Here is a 15,264-nt window from a genome sequence, read left to right on the forward strand (position 1 = left end):
TCTCGTCAATCGGCGCCGCGCCGCGGTCGGCGATGGCCTTGGCATTGGTGGTCTGGGCCTCGGTGCGCCAGATTTGCGCCACCAGCCGCAGCGAGGCCAGCAGGTTGCTGGGCCCGACCAGGATGATCTTCTTGCCGAAGGCAAAGTCGTAGAGGCCCGGATCCCGGCGCAGGGCTTCAAGGAAAGCCGCCTCGACCGGCACGAACATCAGCACCAGGTCGGGGCTGGTCAGGCCCTGCAGGCGGCTGTAGTCCTTGTCACCGAGTTCGCGCACGTGGTTTTTCAGGGCCGCCGTGTGCTGGCCCAGGAAACGTTCGCGCTCGCTGTCGGCGATGTCGGTGGCGCAGGCGCGCTGGTAGTCGAGCAGGACCACCTTGGCGTCGATGACGATATGGCGGTCTTCGGGCAGCAGCAGCAGGGCGTCGGGCCGGTAGCGGTCGCCGGCTTCGTCCTTGAAGCTTTCCTGGGTGAGGTACTGCTGGCCTTTCTCGAGGCCGGCGCTTTCAAGCAGGCGTTCGAGCTTGAGTTCGCCCCAGTAGCCCTGGGTGCGGTTGTCGGCGGTCAGGGCCCGGGTGAGGCTGCCGGCCTCGTCGCTGAGCTGGCGGTTGAGTTCGAGCAGCTGCTTGAGTTCGGCCTGAAGCGTGACCCGCTCGCGGCCTTCCTTCTCGTAGGTGTCGGAAACCACCTTGCGGAAGTCCACCAGCTGTTCGCGCAGCGGGTTGAGCAGCTGGCCCAGCTGGTTGGCGTTCTGTTCGCCGAAGCGGCGCGACTTGTCTTCCAGGATTTCCGCGGCCAGGGCCTGGAATTCGGATTTCAGGCGTTCGCGGGCGCTTTCCAGGTCCTGGTAGCGCTGTTGGGCGGCCACCTGCTCGGCCTGCAGCCGGGCCTCGAGCGCGGCGGCGCGGGTGTCGGCGCCGGCGGCGCGGGATTCACTGGCTTCGCGGGCGGCGCGGGTTTCGCGCAGCTCGGCCTCAAGCCGGGCCTGGGCCTCGCGGTGTTCGGCCTGCAGAGCCTCGCGCTGGCGCCGGCTGCCGGCCGAAACCAGCACGAAGGCCAGCACGGCGCCGGCCAGGACGCCAATCAGGAGAAATACAAGCTGCGTAGCGGACAAAAGAAAACCCCGGCATCAGTCGATGCCGGGGATTCTAGCCTCCGGGGCGTCTCACCGGCCGAGACGGCCGGCGGACCGGCCTCAGGCGGCCTTCTTGGCCCAGGCGCTGCACCAGGCTTCCGCCGGCACCGAGAAGCCCGGGAACAGCGTGCAGGCGCCGGTGGCGGCGGTGAAGAACTGGCAGTTGGCGCAGTTGCTGCCCGGCTTGAAGCTCGGGTGCTTCACGGCGGTGGCGTCCAGCGCGTAGGCCAGGGCCTTGGCCTGCGGGTTGTCCAGCGGCAGGGGCTTGAGCTCCTGGGCATACGCCTGGCCGACCAGGGCCGGGCCACGAAGGGCACGGCGGCGGCAAGCAGGGCGGCCTTGACCAGGAAGCCGCGGCGGGAAGTGTTCGTGGTGTTCATGGATGCTCCTTGGCTACGGAGGGTTTCCGTTGGCTGGCGGCAGTTTACCCATCTTCAGTGAACGCAACGTTGATGCAGGTCAAGGCCACCCAGTGCGCGCCCATCGGCTAGACTTTGGCCCATGGACACCCTGCCCTACGACCCTGCCCAGCTGGCCAACCGGGCCGACGAAATCGTCGCCGCCACCCGCGAACTGTCCGCTCTGGGCTGGACGCCGGCCACCAGCAGCAATTTTTCGATGCGCCTGGACGAGCGCCACGCCGCGATCACCGTCTCGGGCCGCGACAAGGGCCGCCTGGTGGCCACCGACATCATGGTCGTGGACATGGCCGGCAAGGCCGTGGCCACCGAACACCGCCCTTCGGCCGAAACCCTGCTGCACACCCAGCTCTACGCCCGATTCCCGGACGTGGGCTGCGTTCTGCACACCCATTCCCACGTGCAGACGGTGGCCTCGCGCCTGTACGCCGCCCAGGGCCACGTGCACCTGGAGGGCTACGAGCTGCTCAAGGCCTTCGCCGGCAACCAGACCCACGAAATGGCCGTCGACGTGCCGGTGCTCGCCAATACCCAGGACATGGACGAACTGGCCGAATGGGTGGAAACCCTGCTCGACCAGCAGCCGATGTGGGGTTACCTGATCAACGGCCACGGGCTCTATGCCTGGGGCAAGGACATGGCCGAAGCCCGCCGGCACCTGGAAGCCTTTGAATTCCTGCTGTCCTGCGAACTCGACCTCCGGAGACTGCAAGCATGAGCCGCCTTCGCATTTTCGACCACGACAACCCCTCCGCGCCGCTTTCGAGCACCGAGGACCTGGCGCAGATCGCCGAGCGCCTGAAACCGATCGGCGTACGCTTCGAGCAGTGGCAGGCCAGCGCGCCGGTGCAGCCGGGCGCGTCGCCCGAAGAGGTCATGGCCGCCTATCGCAGCGACATCGACAAACTGGTGGCGGAAAACGGCTTCAACAGCGTCGACGTGGTGTCGATCTCGCCCGACAACCCGGCCAAGGACGCGGCGCGCGCCAAGTTCCTGGACGAGCACTACCACAAGGAAGACGAAGTGCGTTTCTTCGTCGCCGGCTCGGGCCTGTTTTCGCTGCACGTGGGCGACAAGGTCTACGAAATCCGCTGCGAGGCCGGCGACCTGGTCGGCGTGCCCGACGGCACCACGCACTGGTTCGACATGGGCCCGGAACCGAGCTTCATCGCCATCCGCTTCTTCACCGAAGCCGACGGCTGGGTCGGCCACTTCACCGGCACCGACATCGCCCAGCGTTTTCCCCGCTACGAACCCGGGCAGGCCGGATGAAGCACATCCTCACCGACATCGAAGGCACCACGTCCAGCATTTCGTTCGTAAAGGACGTGCTGTTTCCGTATGCGCGGCGGGCGTTGCCCGGTTTCGTGGCGGCGCGGGGCAAGGACCCGGACGTGCGCCGCTGGCTGGACCAGGTGGCGGCCGAAACCGGCGGGGTCTGCCAGGACGAGATGATCGTCGAGACGCTGCAGGGCTGGATCGACCAGGACCGCAAGCACACGGCGCTCAAGGCCCTGCAGGGCATGATGTGGAAGGACGGCTACGGGCAGGCGGATTTCACTGCCCACATCTACCCCGATGCCGTCGAGGCGCTGCGGAAGTGGCATGCGGCCGGGCATTCGATCAGCGTTTATTCGTCCGGCTCGGTACCGGCGCAGAAGCTGTTTTTCGGGCATTCCGACGCCGGCGACCTGACCAGCCTCATCACCGACTGGTTCGACACGGAGTACGGCGGCAAGCGCGAAGCCGACAGCTACCGGCGCATCGTGCAGGCCCTGGGCGTGCCGGCGGCGCAGGTGCTGTTCCTGTCGGACGTGGTCGAAGAGCTCGACGCCGCCCGCGAGGCCGGACTGGACACGGTGCTGCTGGACCGCCGCCAGGACTACCCGACGCCGCGTACCGGCGAGGCCACCCACGGCCATGCCCGCGTCGAGGATTTCACCGCCATCACGCCCTGAACCGGCCTCAGGGCGCCGCGGTTTCCAGGTGATAGCTTGTTGAAGACCTGATTTCGCCGCGCCAGCGGTCGAAGGCGCGCACCTCGACCAGGTATTGCCCCGGACCCAGGTCGGTCGGCAGCGTGCCGCGCCACAGGTGCGTGGTCTGCGCGGCTTCCGGCAGGCGGTCGTAGGCGCGCAGGCTTCCGGCGGCGTCATCAAGCAGGTTCTGCGTGCGCAGGGCCGGGTCGGGCTGGTCGCTCAGGCGCATCGGCTGCCAGTCGCCGCCGTTGACGCGGTATTCGACGCGGCTGTCGGCTTCGCCCATGTAAACATTCGCGTACACGCCCGTGCCCGGATAGGCGCCGGCGCGCAGCACCTGCGGCGCGTGCAGGTGCATGCTGGCGTCGCCGCCGCGGGCCACGTGCCAGCGCAGGTCGTAGCTGCCGTCGGCCGCGAAGCGCGCGCTCGCATAACCGTTCGGCGTACCGTCCGACATGCGCGAATCCGGAATGCCTTCGGCGTCCTTCAGCCCGCTCCAGTAACCGCCGCAGGCCGCGCCGACGTTGTATTCGTGCAGCGGCGCCGCACCGAACCAGCCGTCGGCCGGGCCGTGGCGGTGGTGGCGCTGGACGTGTCCGTGGGCGGTCAGCAGCAGCACGTTGGTGAAGGGCTTGAGAAGTTCGAACAGGCGCTCGCGATCGGCGCGCCGGAACGTCTCGCGCCCGGCTTCGTCGAAAAACGGGATGTGTGCGGCCAGCACCAGGCGGCGGTCGCGCGGCAGGTCGGCCAGATACGCCGCCAGGAAAGCGAACTGGTCTTCGCGCAGGCCGCCGATGTAGGGCTTGGCGGCGCCGGGCTGGTAGATCACGTCGTCGAGCACGATGAAGCTGGCCTGGGCTTCTTCCCAGGCGAAGGTGTCGGGCCCGAAGTGGCGGCGGAAAGTGTCGAGCGACCTTTCGTCGCCGGCGGCGTCGAAGTCGAGGTCGTGGTTGCCGGCAACGTGCAGCCAGGGCGTGCGCAGCGTCGCCGTGTGGCGATTCATGGCCGGGTACAGCGACAGGTCGTCGCTGACCACATCCCCGAGCGTCAGGCCCAGGTCGGCGGCCGGGGCGCCCCCGGCGGCATCGACGATCGGCGCCACGATGTCGCGGGCGTAGTAGTCGACGTCAACGGCGGTCTTGGGCTGCGGGTCGCCGAACACCAGCACCTTCAGCGGCTCCGCGGCCGGCGCGGTCTTGGGCAGCAGCGCGAAGTCATGGCAGCGCGGCGTCTGCCGCTCCAGGCCGCCATAACGCAGCGCCGGCTGCCGGTCGCGCACGACGTGGCGCCAGAATTGCGGCAGGCCGTCTGCGCCTTTCGGGAAACGATGGCTGGCCGGCTTGATCACGAACACCGTGTGGTCGGGCGACAGCGGCAAGGACCAGCGACCGTTCGCGTCGGTGCGCACGATGCGGCGGCCGTCGGACACCTGCACGCCGGCCAGCGCCGGTTCGCTGCGGTCGCGCGTGCCGTCGCCGTCGGTGTCTTCGAATACCACGCCGGCATTGCAGGCACGTGCCGCTACGTCCGGGGCCAGGCCCGCCAGCACCAGCAGGCAAACGAAGATCGACAGGCGCATGCGCGGCTCCAGGACAGGGGCCGCGATTATCGCCAATCCGCGGCCGCCCCGCCCTCAGCGCGCCGCGGCGGCGTGGCGGTCGCGCAGCACGGCTTCCACGTCCGCCAGGCCCAGGCCGCGCGAACGCAGCAGCACCAGCAGGTGGAAGGCCAGGTCGGCGGCCTCGCCCAGCAGCGCCGCGTCGTCCTGGGCGACCGCTGCCAGCGCGGTTTCCACGCCCTCCTCGCCCACCTTCTGGGCGATGCGGCGGGTGCCGTCGGCGAACAGGCGGGTGCTGTAGCTGCCCTCGGGGCGCTCGCGCTCGCGGCGGGCAACCAGGGCGTCGAGCTGCGGCAGGAAAGCGGCGGCGGCATCGGGGAAACAGCTGGGCCGGTCCAGGTGGCAGGTGGGACCGGCGGGCCGCGCCTGCACCAGCAGGGTGTCGGCATCGCAGTCTGCCTGCACCGACACCAGCGCCAGCACGTTGCCGGTGGACTCGCCCTTCATCCACAGGCGCTGCTTGCTGCGGCTGTAGAAGGTGACCCGGCCGGTGGCCAGGGTCGCGTCTAGCGCGGCGCGGTCCATGTAGCCCAGCATCAGCACGCGGTGGTCGTTGGCGTCCTGCACGATGGCGGGCAGAAGGCCCTGCTGCTTGTCCCAGGCCAGGGCGTCGATCTGTTCAGGCGTCATCACGCACCTCGATGCCGCGCGTGCGCAGCGTGGATTTGAGTTCCCGGATCCGCACGGTGCCGGCATGGAAGACGCTCGCGGCCAGCGCCGCGTCCACGTCGGCCTGTTCAAAAGCCGCGGCGAAATGCCCGGCTTCGCCGGCGCCGCCCGAGGCCACCAGCGGCACCCGGCACAGGGCCCGCACCGCCTGCAGCTGTTGAATGTCGTAACCACTGCGTACGCCGTCGGCGCCCATACAGTTGAGCACGATCTCGCCGGCGCCCAGGGCCTGCACTTCTTCCACCCAGTCCAGGGTGCGGCGCGGCAGCGCCTGGGTGCGGTCGGGGTCGCCGGTGTAGGCGCGCACGCGCCATTCGCCGTCGGCGTCGCGCAGGCTGTCGATGCCGACCACCACGCACTGCACGCCGAACTCGGCCGCCAGTTCGGAGATCAGTTCCGGGCGATCCAGGGCTGGCGTGTTCACCGACACCTTGTCGGCGCCGGCGTGCAGCACGGCCCGCGCCTGGCCGACGGAACGGATGCCGCCGGCAACGCAGAACGGGATGTCCAGCAGCCGCGCCACGCGTTCGACCCAGGCGACATCGACGCCACGCCCCTGCGGACTGGCGGTGATGTCGTAGAACACCAGTTCGTCGGCGCCTTCGTCGCGGTAGCGCAGGGCCAGGTCTTCGATGGCGCCCATGACCACGTGGTCGCGGAAGCGCACGCCCTTGACCACCTGGCCGTCGCGCACGTCCAGGCAGGGAATGATGCGGCGACTCAGCACGGCGCGGCCTCCGCCAGCGCCTGGCCCAGGTCCAGCTTGCCGTCCAGCAGTGCCTTGCCCAGCACGATGCCACTGCAGCCGGCCTCGCGGGCGGCGGCGACGTCGGCCAGGTCGCGGGCTCCCCCCGAGGCCTGCACCGCCAGGCGCGGGAACCGCTGGCACAGGTAACGGTAGAGCTCGATGTTCGGACCCGACAGCATGCCGTCGCGGCTGATGTCGGTGCACAGCAGGTGGCGCAGGCCGACTTCGTCGTAGGCGGCGGCCAGGACGTCGAGTTCCTTGCTGCCGTCTTCGGTCCAGCCGTGTACCGGCAGGCGCCAGCGGCCTTCGGCATCGCGGCGGGTGTCCAGCGCCAGGGTCAGGCGTGCGGCGCCGTAGCGCGACACCCAGGACGCCACGCGCCCGGTTTCGCGCACGGCCAGCGAGCCGACCACCACGCGGTCGGCGCCGGCCTCGAGCAGCGCATCCACATCCTCTTCGCTGCGCACGCCGCCACCGGTCTGCACCTGCAGGCGGGTTTCGGCTTTCAGCCGGCGCAGCAGCGGCGCCAGCGTGTAACCACCGGCGCGGGCCGCATCCAGGTCCACCAGGTGCAGCCAGGTGGCGCCGGCCCGGGCGTACTGGCTAGCCAGCTCGAAGGGGTCGGCCGGGTAGCGGGTTTCCTGGGCGTAATCGCCCTGGCGCAGGCGCACGACGCGACCTTCGCGCACATCAATGGCGGGATAAAGCAGGAAATCGGACATCACAGGCCCCGCTGAATGAAGTTGGCCAGCAGGCGCGCGCCGAAGGCGGCCGAGCGTTCCGGATGGAACTGGGCACCGGCAACGCGGCCCCGCTGCACGACGGCGGCGAACTTGTCGCCGTGGTCGCTGCTGGCGATGGTGTTGGCGTCGACCGGCGCGGCGTAGCCGTGCACGAAATACACCTGGGCGCCGTCGGGAATGCCTTCCAGCAGCGGGCTGTCGCCGCTCGGCTTCAGGCGGTTCCAGCCCATGTGCGGCACGCGCAGGCCGGCGGCCGGCTGCATGCGGCGCACGCGCCCGGGCAGCAGGCCCAGGCACTCGACGTCGCCTTCGTCGGACGATTCGAACAGCAGCTGCATGCCCAGGCAGATGCCCAGCAGCGGCTTGTCCAGCGCACGCAGGGTCGGCACCAGGTCCAGCTCGCGCAGGCGTGCCATGCCCGGCGCGGCGGCGCCGACGCCGGGCAGAATTACGCGGTCGGCAGCGGTGATCACCGCCGGATCGCCGCTGACCACCGGCGCCACGCCCAGTCGCTCAAGGGCATAACGCACGGAGCCGAGGTTGGCGCCACCGGAATCGACCAGCACGACCTTCACAGCACACCCTTGGTGCTGGGCAGGTCGCGGCCTTCGCGGCGCATGGCCTTGCGCAGCGCGCGCGCCACGGCCTTGAAGCAGGCCTCGACCTGGTGGTGGCTGTTTTCGCCCTGCACGCGCAGGTGCAGGCTGATGCGCGCCTCGTCGGCCAGCGACCGGAAGAAGTGTGGCACCAGTTCGGTGGCCAGTCCGCCGACTTCGCTGCGGGCGAAGCTGCCTTCGAAAACGAAGTACGGCCGGCCGGAAAGATCCACCGCCGCACCGGCCAGGGTTTCGTCCATGGGCAGGGTGATCGCGCCGCGGCCAACCGAGTCGCCGTAGCGGCCGACGCCGCGCTTGTCCTGCAGGGCTTCGCGCAGGGCCTGGCCCAGGGCCAGGGCGCAGTCTTCGACGGTGTGGTGTTCGTCGATGTGCAGGTCGCCTTCGCAGCGAATGTCCAGGGCGAAGCCGCCGTGTTTGCCCAGCTGTTCAAGCATGTGGTCGAAAAAGCCCAGGCCGGTGCTGACCTTCGGGTCGGCCGGCTGGTCGAGGTCGACCGCGACGCGGATGCGGGTTTCCTTGGTGGTGCGCTCCACCACGGCCGTGCGCGGGGCGTTGGCCAGCTCGTGGGCGATGCCGGCCCAGGTGTCCGGGCCCGGCGCCAGGCGGAAGCCACGGCAGCCCAGGTTGCGCGCCATCTGCAGGTCGGTGTCGCGGTCGCCGACCACGGCCGAGTTGGCCAGGTCGATGGACCGGTCGCGCAGGTAGTCCATCAGCAGGCCCAGTTCGGGTTTGCGGGTGGGATTTTTTTCGTGCTCGAAGCTCTCGTCCACCAGCACGTCGCGGAACACGATGCCCTGCGAGGCCAGCACCTGGACCACCAGCGCCTGCGGGCCCTCGAACTGTTCACGCGGGAACGAGGCCGTGCCCAGGCCGTCCTGGTTGGTGACCATGACGAACTGCCAGCCGGCGTCGCGCAGCTGCAGCATGGCCGGGATCACGCCTTCGACGAACCGGACCTTCTCGAACGAATCGACCTGGAAATCCGAAGGCTCTTCGATGATCGTGCCGTCGCGGTCGACGAACAATATGCGCTGGCCGCTCATGCCGCTGCCCTCCCCGCCCGCAGTGCGGCAAGCACCGCGTCGTTTTCTTCGGCCTTGCCGATGCTGATGCGCAGCGCGTCGGCCAGCTGCGATGAAGCGCGCATGTCGCGCACCACCACGCCGGCCGCCAGCAGGCGCGCGAAGGCCAGGCCGGCGTCTTCGAAGCGCGCCAGCAGGTAGTTGCCCTGCGAGGGGTACACACGGCGCACGCCCGGGCAGCTTGCGAGTTCGACGCGCAGGCGTTCGCGTTCCGCGCGCACGGCCTGCACGTGCTGGCGGGTCAGGGCCTGCGCCTGCTCGGACAAGCCGGCCAGCGCCAGCTGCACGCAGGGCGAAGGCAGCGGATACGGCGCCTGGCAGTTGCGCAGCACCTGCACCAGGCTGGCGTCGGCCAGCAGGCAGCCGATGCGCGCCGCCGCCAGCGCGTGCGCCTTGGACAGCGTGCGCAGCACGGCCAGGTTCGGCTGGTCGTCGATGTCGCGGGCCAGGGATGGCTGGTCGCTGTATTCGCCGTAGGCTTCGTCCACCACCACCAGTGCGCGCCCGGCCAGGCGTCGGGCCAGGTCGCGCAGGTCGGCGGCGGCGATGGCCTGTCCGGTCGGGTTGGCCGGCGAACACACGAACACCAGCTTGGCGCCGTGGGCGATGGCGGCGCTGGCCATCGCGTCGAGGTCGGATTCAAAACCATTGACGCCGTCGCGCAGCGGCACTTCGACCAGCGGCGCACCCTGCAGGCGCGCGCTGACCGCGTACATGCCGAACACCGGCGGCGCGATCACCACCGCGTCCTGGCCCGGGCGGCACAGGGCGCGCACCAGCAGGTCGATGGCTTCGTCGCTGCCGCGGCCCACCAGCACCTGGTCGGCGCGCACGCCGTACACGGTACCCAGCCGGGCGCGCAGGACTTCGGGCTGCGGGTCGGGGTAACGGTTGGCGCCCAGGCCGCCGTCGGCCGGGTTGCGCCAGGCGCTTTCGTTGGCGTTGAGCCAGACCGAACCACTGACCCCCGCGCGCCGCGCCGAACTGTAGCCCCCGAAACCACGCAGGTCCGGGCGCACGAGCTCAAGCAAGGGGCTCTGCGTTGGATTGCTCATGCCACACCTTCCAGGCGCCGCAGCACCGACTGCGCGTGTGCTTCCAGGCCTTCGGCGCGCGCCATCACCACGGCACACGGTCCGATGGCGGCCAGGCCGGCGCGGCTGACTTCCTGGTAGCTGATCGCCTTCTGGAAGCTCGCCACGCTGACGCCGCTCCAGGCGCGCGCGGCGCCATTGGTCGGCAGCACGTGGTTGGTGCCGGAACAATAGTCACCCAGCCCTTCGGGCGCGTAGTCGCCCAGGAAGACCGACCCGGCGCTTTGCACCTTGTCGAGCCACGCCCGCGGTTCGCGCAGGGCCAGGATCAGGTGTTCGGGCGCGTAGTCGTTCGAGAGCGCGAAGGCTTCGTCGAGGTTCCGCACCTGGAACAAGCGGGCGTGCAGCAGCGCCTTCTCGGCGATGTCCCGGCGCGGCAGCTCGGCCAGCTGCTGGCGCACCTCGACTTCGACCGCGTCGAGCAGGGCCAGCGAATCGGTGGCCAGGATCACCTGCGAATCCGGGCCGTGCTCGGCCTGCGACAGCAGGTCGGCGGCCACGTGCGCGGGCGGCGCGCCGGCATCGGCGATCACCAGCACCTCGGAAGGGCCGGCGGGCATGTCGATGGCCGGGCCACCGGCCATCATCGCGGCATACTGCTTGGCCGCGGTGACGTAACGATTGCCCGGGCCGAAGAGCTTGTCGCAGCGCGGCACGCTGTCGGTGCCCAGGGCCATGGCGGCAATCGCCTGGGCGCCGCCGATCTTGAACACCCGGCCAATGCCGCACAGCTTCGCGGCCACCAGCACCGCCGGGTCGGCGCGGCCGTCGGCGCGCGGCGGCGTGCACAGCACGACCTGCGGGCAGCCCGCCAGCGCGGCCGGCACGCCCAGCATCAGCGCGGTGGAAGGCAGCGGCGCCGACCCCGCGGGCACGTACAGGCCCACGCGCGCGATCGGTCGCAGCATTCGACCGCAGGCAACCCCCGGCGCGGTTTCGACTTCGAACCCCTGGCCCATGCCGGCGCCGTGCCAGGCCTTCAGGCGGCCGACGGCTTCGGTCATCGCCACGCGCAACGCCGGGTCGAGCCCGGCTTCGGCGTCGGCGAACTCGGCGTCGCTGACCGCGAAGTCGGCGATCTCGACGTTGTCGAAGCGCCGGGTCAGCGCGCGCAGCGCCCCGTCGCCGTCGGCGCGCACCTGGTTGAAGATGCGGCGCACGGCCGCTTCCAGGTCGTCCTGTTCGCCGCCACCGGGACGGTCGAGCGCGCGGGCGCGATCGCCGGGGTCCAGTGCCGTCCAGTCCAGTCGTTTCATTGCAGCATCTGCTCCACCGGAAGCACCAGCAGGCCCGTGGCCCCGGCGCGTTTCATGTCTTCCAGTCGCTGCCAGGTCATGGCGCTGCGGCACAGGGCCTGCAGGGCCACCTGGTCGCGCTGGCCTTCGATGGCCATCACGGTGGGCGGTTCGGCGTCGGGCAGCAGTTTCAGCAGGCCCGGCACGGCCTCGCGCGCGGCCTGGAACAGCACCAGTTTGCTGGCACGCACGCTCAAGACCGCGTCAAGGCGACGCAGCAGCATCGCCGCCAGCTCGGCGCGGGCATCGCCGAAGGGCTGCGCCGGCGCGGCCAGAACGGCCTGGCTTTCGAACACGATGGCGGCTTCCTTGAGCTGGTTGGCCATCAGCGTGGCGCCGGTGGACACCAGGTCGCAGATCGCTTCGGCCTTGCCCAGGCGCGGGGCGATTTCCACCGAACCCGAAAGCACCACCGGGTCGGCCTGCACGCCCTGCCCCTGCAGCCAGCGTGCCAGCAGCTGCGGGTAGCTGGTGGCGATGCGCAGGCCGGCCAGGCGCTCGGGGCCCGGCCATTCCCATTCGTTGGGCACCGCCACCGAAAGGCGGCAGCGACCGAAACCCAGGTCGCGAATGGCGCGATAGGCCTCGGGCTGGCCGCCGGCGGCGCGCTCCAGGGCCTGTTCTTCCAGTACGTTCTGGCCGACCACGCCCAGGTCGCAGGTGCCTTCGGCGATCAGGCCCGGGATGTCGTCGTCGCGCACCAGCAGCAGGTCGATGGGCAGCGATTCGCCGTAGCAGAACAGGCGGTCGCGGCTTTCCCGGAACGCCAGGCCGGCGCGCGCGAGCAGGTCGCGGGCGGGGTCGGACAGGCGGCCGGATTTCTGGATGGCAATGCGCAGTCGGTCGTGCGTCCTCATGACGCCTCCGTTTACTTGAAAGGGAAATTCAGTGCGCCGCGTCGTGCGGCAGAGTTTGTTCGTGACGTTCCGCGGCCAGGCGGTAACCGCCGGCGCCGCGTTCAAGGCAACGGGCGACACGGCCGATGGTCGTGACGCTGACGCCGGTGCGGTCGTGGATTTCCCGGTAGGGCACGCCCTGCTGCAGCAGCGGGATGACCCGCCAGCGGTCGCACAGGGCTTCGAGCTCGGCGGGGGTGCACAGGTCGTCCAGGAAAGCGCGCAGCTCCGCCGGCTCGCGAAGGCTCAGCAGGGCGCCCACCAGGGCGTCCAGGTCGGCGTCATCGGGGCGGGTGGCGGGGTCGCGGCGTTTCATGGCCCGGCTAATGTAATAACGCGCTATTACATTGTCAAGCACCAAAGCGAGACTTGTTCGTCTGGCCATCCCCGCCCCCGCGGACTACAGTGAGGCCGACTCGGGGGGTATTGGGCCGCTATGCGCGTAATCACGGTGTTCCTGGCGCTGCTGCTGGCCGCCGTGGCCTCCCCGGCCCCGGCCCAGCCTGCGCTGCTGGACGAACACACGTCTTCGATCCGGCTCGAGCCCCACCTGCGCTATGCCGTCGATCCGGACGGCCGGGCCGACGCCGCCGCCATGTTTGCCCGCGCTGGCCGCGGGGAGTTCGAGCCGCTACCCGACGGAAGCAGCACTTTCGGCTTCAGCGATGGTGCCTACTGGTTCCACGCCGAGATCTTCAACAGCCACGCCGAGCTGCAGCGCTGGCTGCTGGTGCTGCACTACCCGCTGCTGGACAACGTCGACATCTACCTGCGCTATCCCAATGGCCGGGTCGAACACATGGCCACCGGCGACACCCTGCCCTTCTCGGCCCGCAGCATCAGCTACCGGCAGCCGAACTTCTGGATCGACCTGCCCCAGCGCACGCGGGTGGAAATGCTGGTGCGGGTCTCGAGCCGAAGCTCGATGCAGGTGCCGCTGGTGATGTACACGCCGACCGCGTTCGCCGAAAGGGAACGCGATGCGCAGCTGGGCATCGGCCTGTTCTACGGCATCCTCATCGCGCTGTTTTGTTACAACCTGGTGCTGTGGCTGTCGCTGCGCGACGCCAGCCACTTCTGGTACATGTTCCACGTCGCCGGCTTCGGCCTGGTGGTGCTGTGCCTGAACGGCCTGTCCTTCGAATACCTGTGGCCGAACTCACCCTGGCTGGCCAACTATTCGATTCCGCTTTCGATGGCGATCTCGCAGGTCGCCATGCACCAGTTCGCCCGGGTGTTCCTGGAGCTGCGCGAGCGCATTCCCTGGGCCAACCGGGTCACACTGGCCATCATCGCCTTCTACGTGCTGATGGGCCTGGGCTCGCTGGTGCTCGAATACCGCACCGTGGTGCTGCCGATGACCCTGGCGGTGTTCCCGGGCGCGCTGTACATCCTGGCGCTGACGGTGATCTCGCTGCGCCGCGGTTACGCGCCGGCCAAGATCTTCCTGCTGGCCTGGAGCTGCCTGCTGTTCGGCACGGCGCTGTACGCCTCGGTGTCCTTCGGCATCCTTCCCAAGACCTTCGTCACCGAATACGGCATCCAGATTGGTTCGGCGCTGGAAATGATCCTGCTGTCCTTCGCCCTGGCCTACCGCTACGCGCGCCTTCGCAGCGAAAACGAAACCCTGGTGCGTGAACACAATGAACAGCTCGAACGCCACGTCGCCCGCCGCACCTCGGAGCTGAGCACCGCGCTCGAGCAGCTGGCCGAAGCCAACCAGCGCCTGCGCGAATCCAACCGCCGCGATGCGCTGACCGGGCTGTTCAACCGCCGGCATTTCCGCGACGTGTTCGAACACCAGATGCACCACGCCGCCGAACACCGGCAGGCACTGGGGGTGCTGCTAATTGATCTCGACCACTTCAAGCGCGTCAACGACACCTACGGCCACCTCGCCGGCGACGAGTGCCTGCGCTGGCTTGGCCGCTGCCTGTCGGACACGCTGTCGGTGCACGGCTCGGTGATTGCGCGCTTCGGCGGCGAAGAGTTCGTAGCCGTGGTGCCCGACATGCAGGGCGACCGCCTGATGCACCTGGCCGAACAGCTGCGCGTGCGCATTTTCAGCGAACCGGTGCGTTACGCCGGCAACAACATCGGCATCAGCGCCAGCATCGGCGCCTTCGTGCTGCACCCGGGCACCGGCATCGGCGTGGACGAAGCCCTGCACCGCGCCGACGACGCCCTGTACGCCGCCAAGGACCGCGGCCGCAACTGCGTGCACGCGGCCGAAGACATCACGACCTGATCAGAGCAGGGAGTGGCGTGCGGCGGTGAGCAACTTGCCGCTGCGCACCAAGTGCACTGCGGTTGCGACGTCCCCGTCCATGGCCCGGTCGCGCGGCATGAAGGGGATGGTTTCGCGCAGGGCGGTCCAGGCGGCGCGCACGGCGACGCCGGGTTCGAACTCGGCCGACTCGGCCAGCTCGCGGCGCAGGCCTTCGACTTCTTCCAGGAACGGCGCGCGGTCGGGGTGGCCAGGCAGCGGTGCGCCCTGCACTTTCACCGCCAGGCCTTCGGCGTCGGAGGCGCGCGCCAGGGCGCGGGCGGCGTTGATCATGTCGCGGCGGTAGTCCAGGGCCTGGGCGGCGGTGTAGAGCTCCAGCGCCAGCACGTGGGCCAGGTCTTCGACCATTTCCAGCACGTGCCGGCCTTCATTGGCGCCCATGGACACGTGGTCCTCGGCGTTGGCCGAGGTCGGAATCGAATACACGCTGGCCGGGTGCGCCCGGCTCGCCAGGTCGTTAACCAGCGCGGCAGCCGTGTACTGCACGATCATGAAACCGCTTTCGGTGCCGTCTTCGTTGCCGATCAGGAAAGCCGGCAGGCCGTCGTTGGTGGCCGGGTCGACCAGCTTGTTCAAACGGCGCTCGGAGATCGACGCCAGCACCGGGATCGCGGCCTTGAGATAACTCATCGCCAGCGCCAGCGGCATGCCGTGGAAGTGGCCGGCGGAGACGACCTGGTCTTCG

At 69.6% G+C, this 15,264-nt stretch carries 17 protein-coding genes; 4 read left to right on the forward strand and 13 right to left on the reverse strand.

The annotated features are described in order from the left end of the window. Both rmuC and AACZ35_RS06585 read right to left on the reverse strand, forming a co-directional pair. Window positions 1-1,111, reverse strand: a 1,111-nt coding sequence (gene rmuC, locus AACZ35_RS06580) for a DNA recombination protein RmuC (RefSeq protein WP_339827374.1), incomplete at its 3' end; no start/stop codon positions are given. 81 nt (window positions 1,112-1,192) lie between these two features. Next, on the reverse strand, window positions 1,193-1,516 hold the full coding sequence (locus tag AACZ35_RS06585) for a high-potential iron-sulfur protein (RefSeq protein WP_339827414.1): 324 nt from the start codon (window positions 1,514-1,516) through the stop codon (window positions 1,193-1,195). Between the two features lie 117 nt (window positions 1,517-1,633). On the opposite strand from AACZ35_RS06585, the gene AACZ35_RS06590 reads away from it, so the two are divergent. From AACZ35_RS06590 to mtnC, 3 genes are read left to right on the forward strand one after another with little or no spacing between them, the layout of a single operon-like run. Then, window positions 1,634-2,269, forward strand: a complete 636-nt coding sequence (locus AACZ35_RS06590; RefSeq protein WP_339827377.1) for a methylthioribulose 1-phosphate dehydratase — start codon at window positions 1,634-1,636, stop codon at window positions 2,267-2,269. Next, window positions 2,266-2,823 carry an acireductone dioxygenase gene (locus AACZ35_RS06595; RefSeq protein WP_339827379.1) on the forward strand — a complete coding sequence of 186 codons (558 nt, stop codon included), beginning with the start codon at window positions 2,266-2,268 and terminating at the stop codon, window positions 2,821-2,823. The genes AACZ35_RS06590 and AACZ35_RS06595 overlap by 4 nt, the downstream gene beginning before the upstream one ends. After that, window positions 2,820-3,509, forward strand: coding sequence for an acireductone synthase (gene mtnC / locus AACZ35_RS06600; protein ID WP_339827382.1), 690 nt, complete (start codon window positions 2,820-2,822; stop codon window positions 3,507-3,509). The genes AACZ35_RS06595 and mtnC overlap by 4 nt, the downstream gene beginning before the upstream one ends. Window positions 3,510-3,516: 7 nt before the next feature. Here mtnC and AACZ35_RS06605 read toward each other — a convergent pair whose 3' ends face one another. The 10 genes from AACZ35_RS06605 to AACZ35_RS06650 are packed head-to-tail and all read right to left on the reverse strand — an operon-like array spanning window position 3,517 to window position 12,608. Continuing rightward, window positions 3,517-5,109, reverse strand: a complete 1,593-nt coding sequence (locus AACZ35_RS06605) for a calcineurin-like phosphoesterase family protein (protein ID WP_339827385.1) — start codon at window positions 5,107-5,109, stop codon at window positions 3,517-3,519. A 54-nt stretch (window positions 5,110-5,163) separates the two neighbouring features. Further along, window positions 5,164-5,778, reverse strand: a complete 615-nt coding sequence (hisIE, locus tag AACZ35_RS06610) for a bifunctional phosphoribosyl-AMP cyclohydrolase/phosphoribosyl-ATP diphosphatase HisIE (protein ID WP_339827388.1) — start codon at window positions 5,776-5,778, stop codon at window positions 5,164-5,166. Then, the gene (hisF, locus tag AACZ35_RS06615; RefSeq protein ID WP_339827392.1) at window positions 5,768-6,544 is read right to left on the reverse strand and encodes an imidazole glycerol phosphate synthase subunit HisF; all 777 of its coding nucleotides are present in this window, start codon (window positions 6,542-6,544) and stop codon (window positions 5,768-5,770) included. The genes hisIE and hisF overlap by 11 nt, the downstream gene beginning before the upstream one ends. Then, on the reverse strand, window positions 6,538-7,287 hold the full coding sequence (gene hisA / locus AACZ35_RS06620) for a 1-(5-phosphoribosyl)-5-[(5-phosphoribosylamino)methylideneamino]imidazole-4-carboxamide isomerase (protein WP_339827395.1): 750 nt from the start codon (window positions 7,285-7,287) through the stop codon (window positions 6,538-6,540). Before hisA ends, hisF begins: the two co-directional genes overlap by 7 nt. Continuing rightward, the gene (hisH, locus tag AACZ35_RS06625) at window positions 7,287-7,883 is read right to left on the reverse strand and encodes an imidazole glycerol phosphate synthase subunit HisH (protein ID WP_339827397.1); all 597 of its coding nucleotides are present in this window, start codon (window positions 7,881-7,883) and stop codon (window positions 7,287-7,289) included. The genes hisA and hisH overlap by 1 nt, the downstream gene beginning before the upstream one ends. Further along, complete coding sequence (gene hisB, locus AACZ35_RS06630) at window positions 7,880-8,968, reverse strand: bifunctional histidinol-phosphatase/imidazoleglycerol-phosphate dehydratase HisB (RefSeq protein ID WP_339827399.1); 1,089 nt, start codon at window positions 8,966-8,968, stop codon at window positions 7,880-7,882. The genes hisH and hisB overlap by 4 nt, the downstream gene beginning before the upstream one ends. Then, window positions 8,965-10,062: a histidinol-phosphate transaminase gene (gene hisC / locus AACZ35_RS06635; RefSeq protein ID WP_339827402.1), complete on the reverse strand. Its 1,098-nt coding sequence runs from the start codon at window positions 10,060-10,062 to the stop codon at window positions 8,965-8,967. Before hisC ends, hisB begins: the two co-directional genes overlap by 4 nt. Next, on the reverse strand, window positions 10,059-11,357 hold the full coding sequence (gene hisD, locus AACZ35_RS06640) for a histidinol dehydrogenase (protein ID WP_339827404.1): 1,299 nt from the start codon (window positions 11,355-11,357) through the stop codon (window positions 10,059-10,061). The genes hisC and hisD overlap by 4 nt, the downstream gene beginning before the upstream one ends. Beyond that, complete coding sequence (gene hisG, locus AACZ35_RS06645; protein WP_339827406.1) at window positions 11,354-12,253, reverse strand: ATP phosphoribosyltransferase; 900 nt, start codon at window positions 12,251-12,253, stop codon at window positions 11,354-11,356. Before hisG ends, hisD begins: the two co-directional genes overlap by 4 nt. A gap of 28 nt (window positions 12,254-12,281) precedes the next feature. Then, window positions 12,282-12,608: a YerC/YecD family TrpR-related protein gene (locus tag AACZ35_RS06650; RefSeq protein ID WP_339827408.1), complete on the reverse strand. Its 327-nt coding sequence runs from the start codon at window positions 12,606-12,608 to the stop codon at window positions 12,282-12,284. A gap of 120 nt (window positions 12,609-12,728) precedes the next feature. On the opposite strand from AACZ35_RS06650, the gene AACZ35_RS06655 reads away from it, so the two are divergent. Then, on the forward strand, window positions 12,729-14,540 hold the full coding sequence (locus AACZ35_RS06655) for a diguanylate cyclase (RefSeq protein ID WP_339827410.1): 1,812 nt from the start codon (window positions 12,729-12,731) through the stop codon (window positions 14,538-14,540). Here the strand turns inward: AACZ35_RS06655 and AACZ35_RS06660 are convergent. After that, window positions 14,541-15,264 (reverse strand): aromatic amino acid lyase (locus AACZ35_RS06660; protein ID WP_339827412.1); only part of this gene is annotated, 724 nt, incomplete at its 5' end. It lies immediately after the preceding gene.

The organism is uncultured Arenimonas sp. (genome assembly GCF_963976025.1).
Classification (GTDB): Bacteria; Pseudomonadota; Gammaproteobacteria; order Xanthomonadales; family Xanthomonadaceae; genus Arenimonas.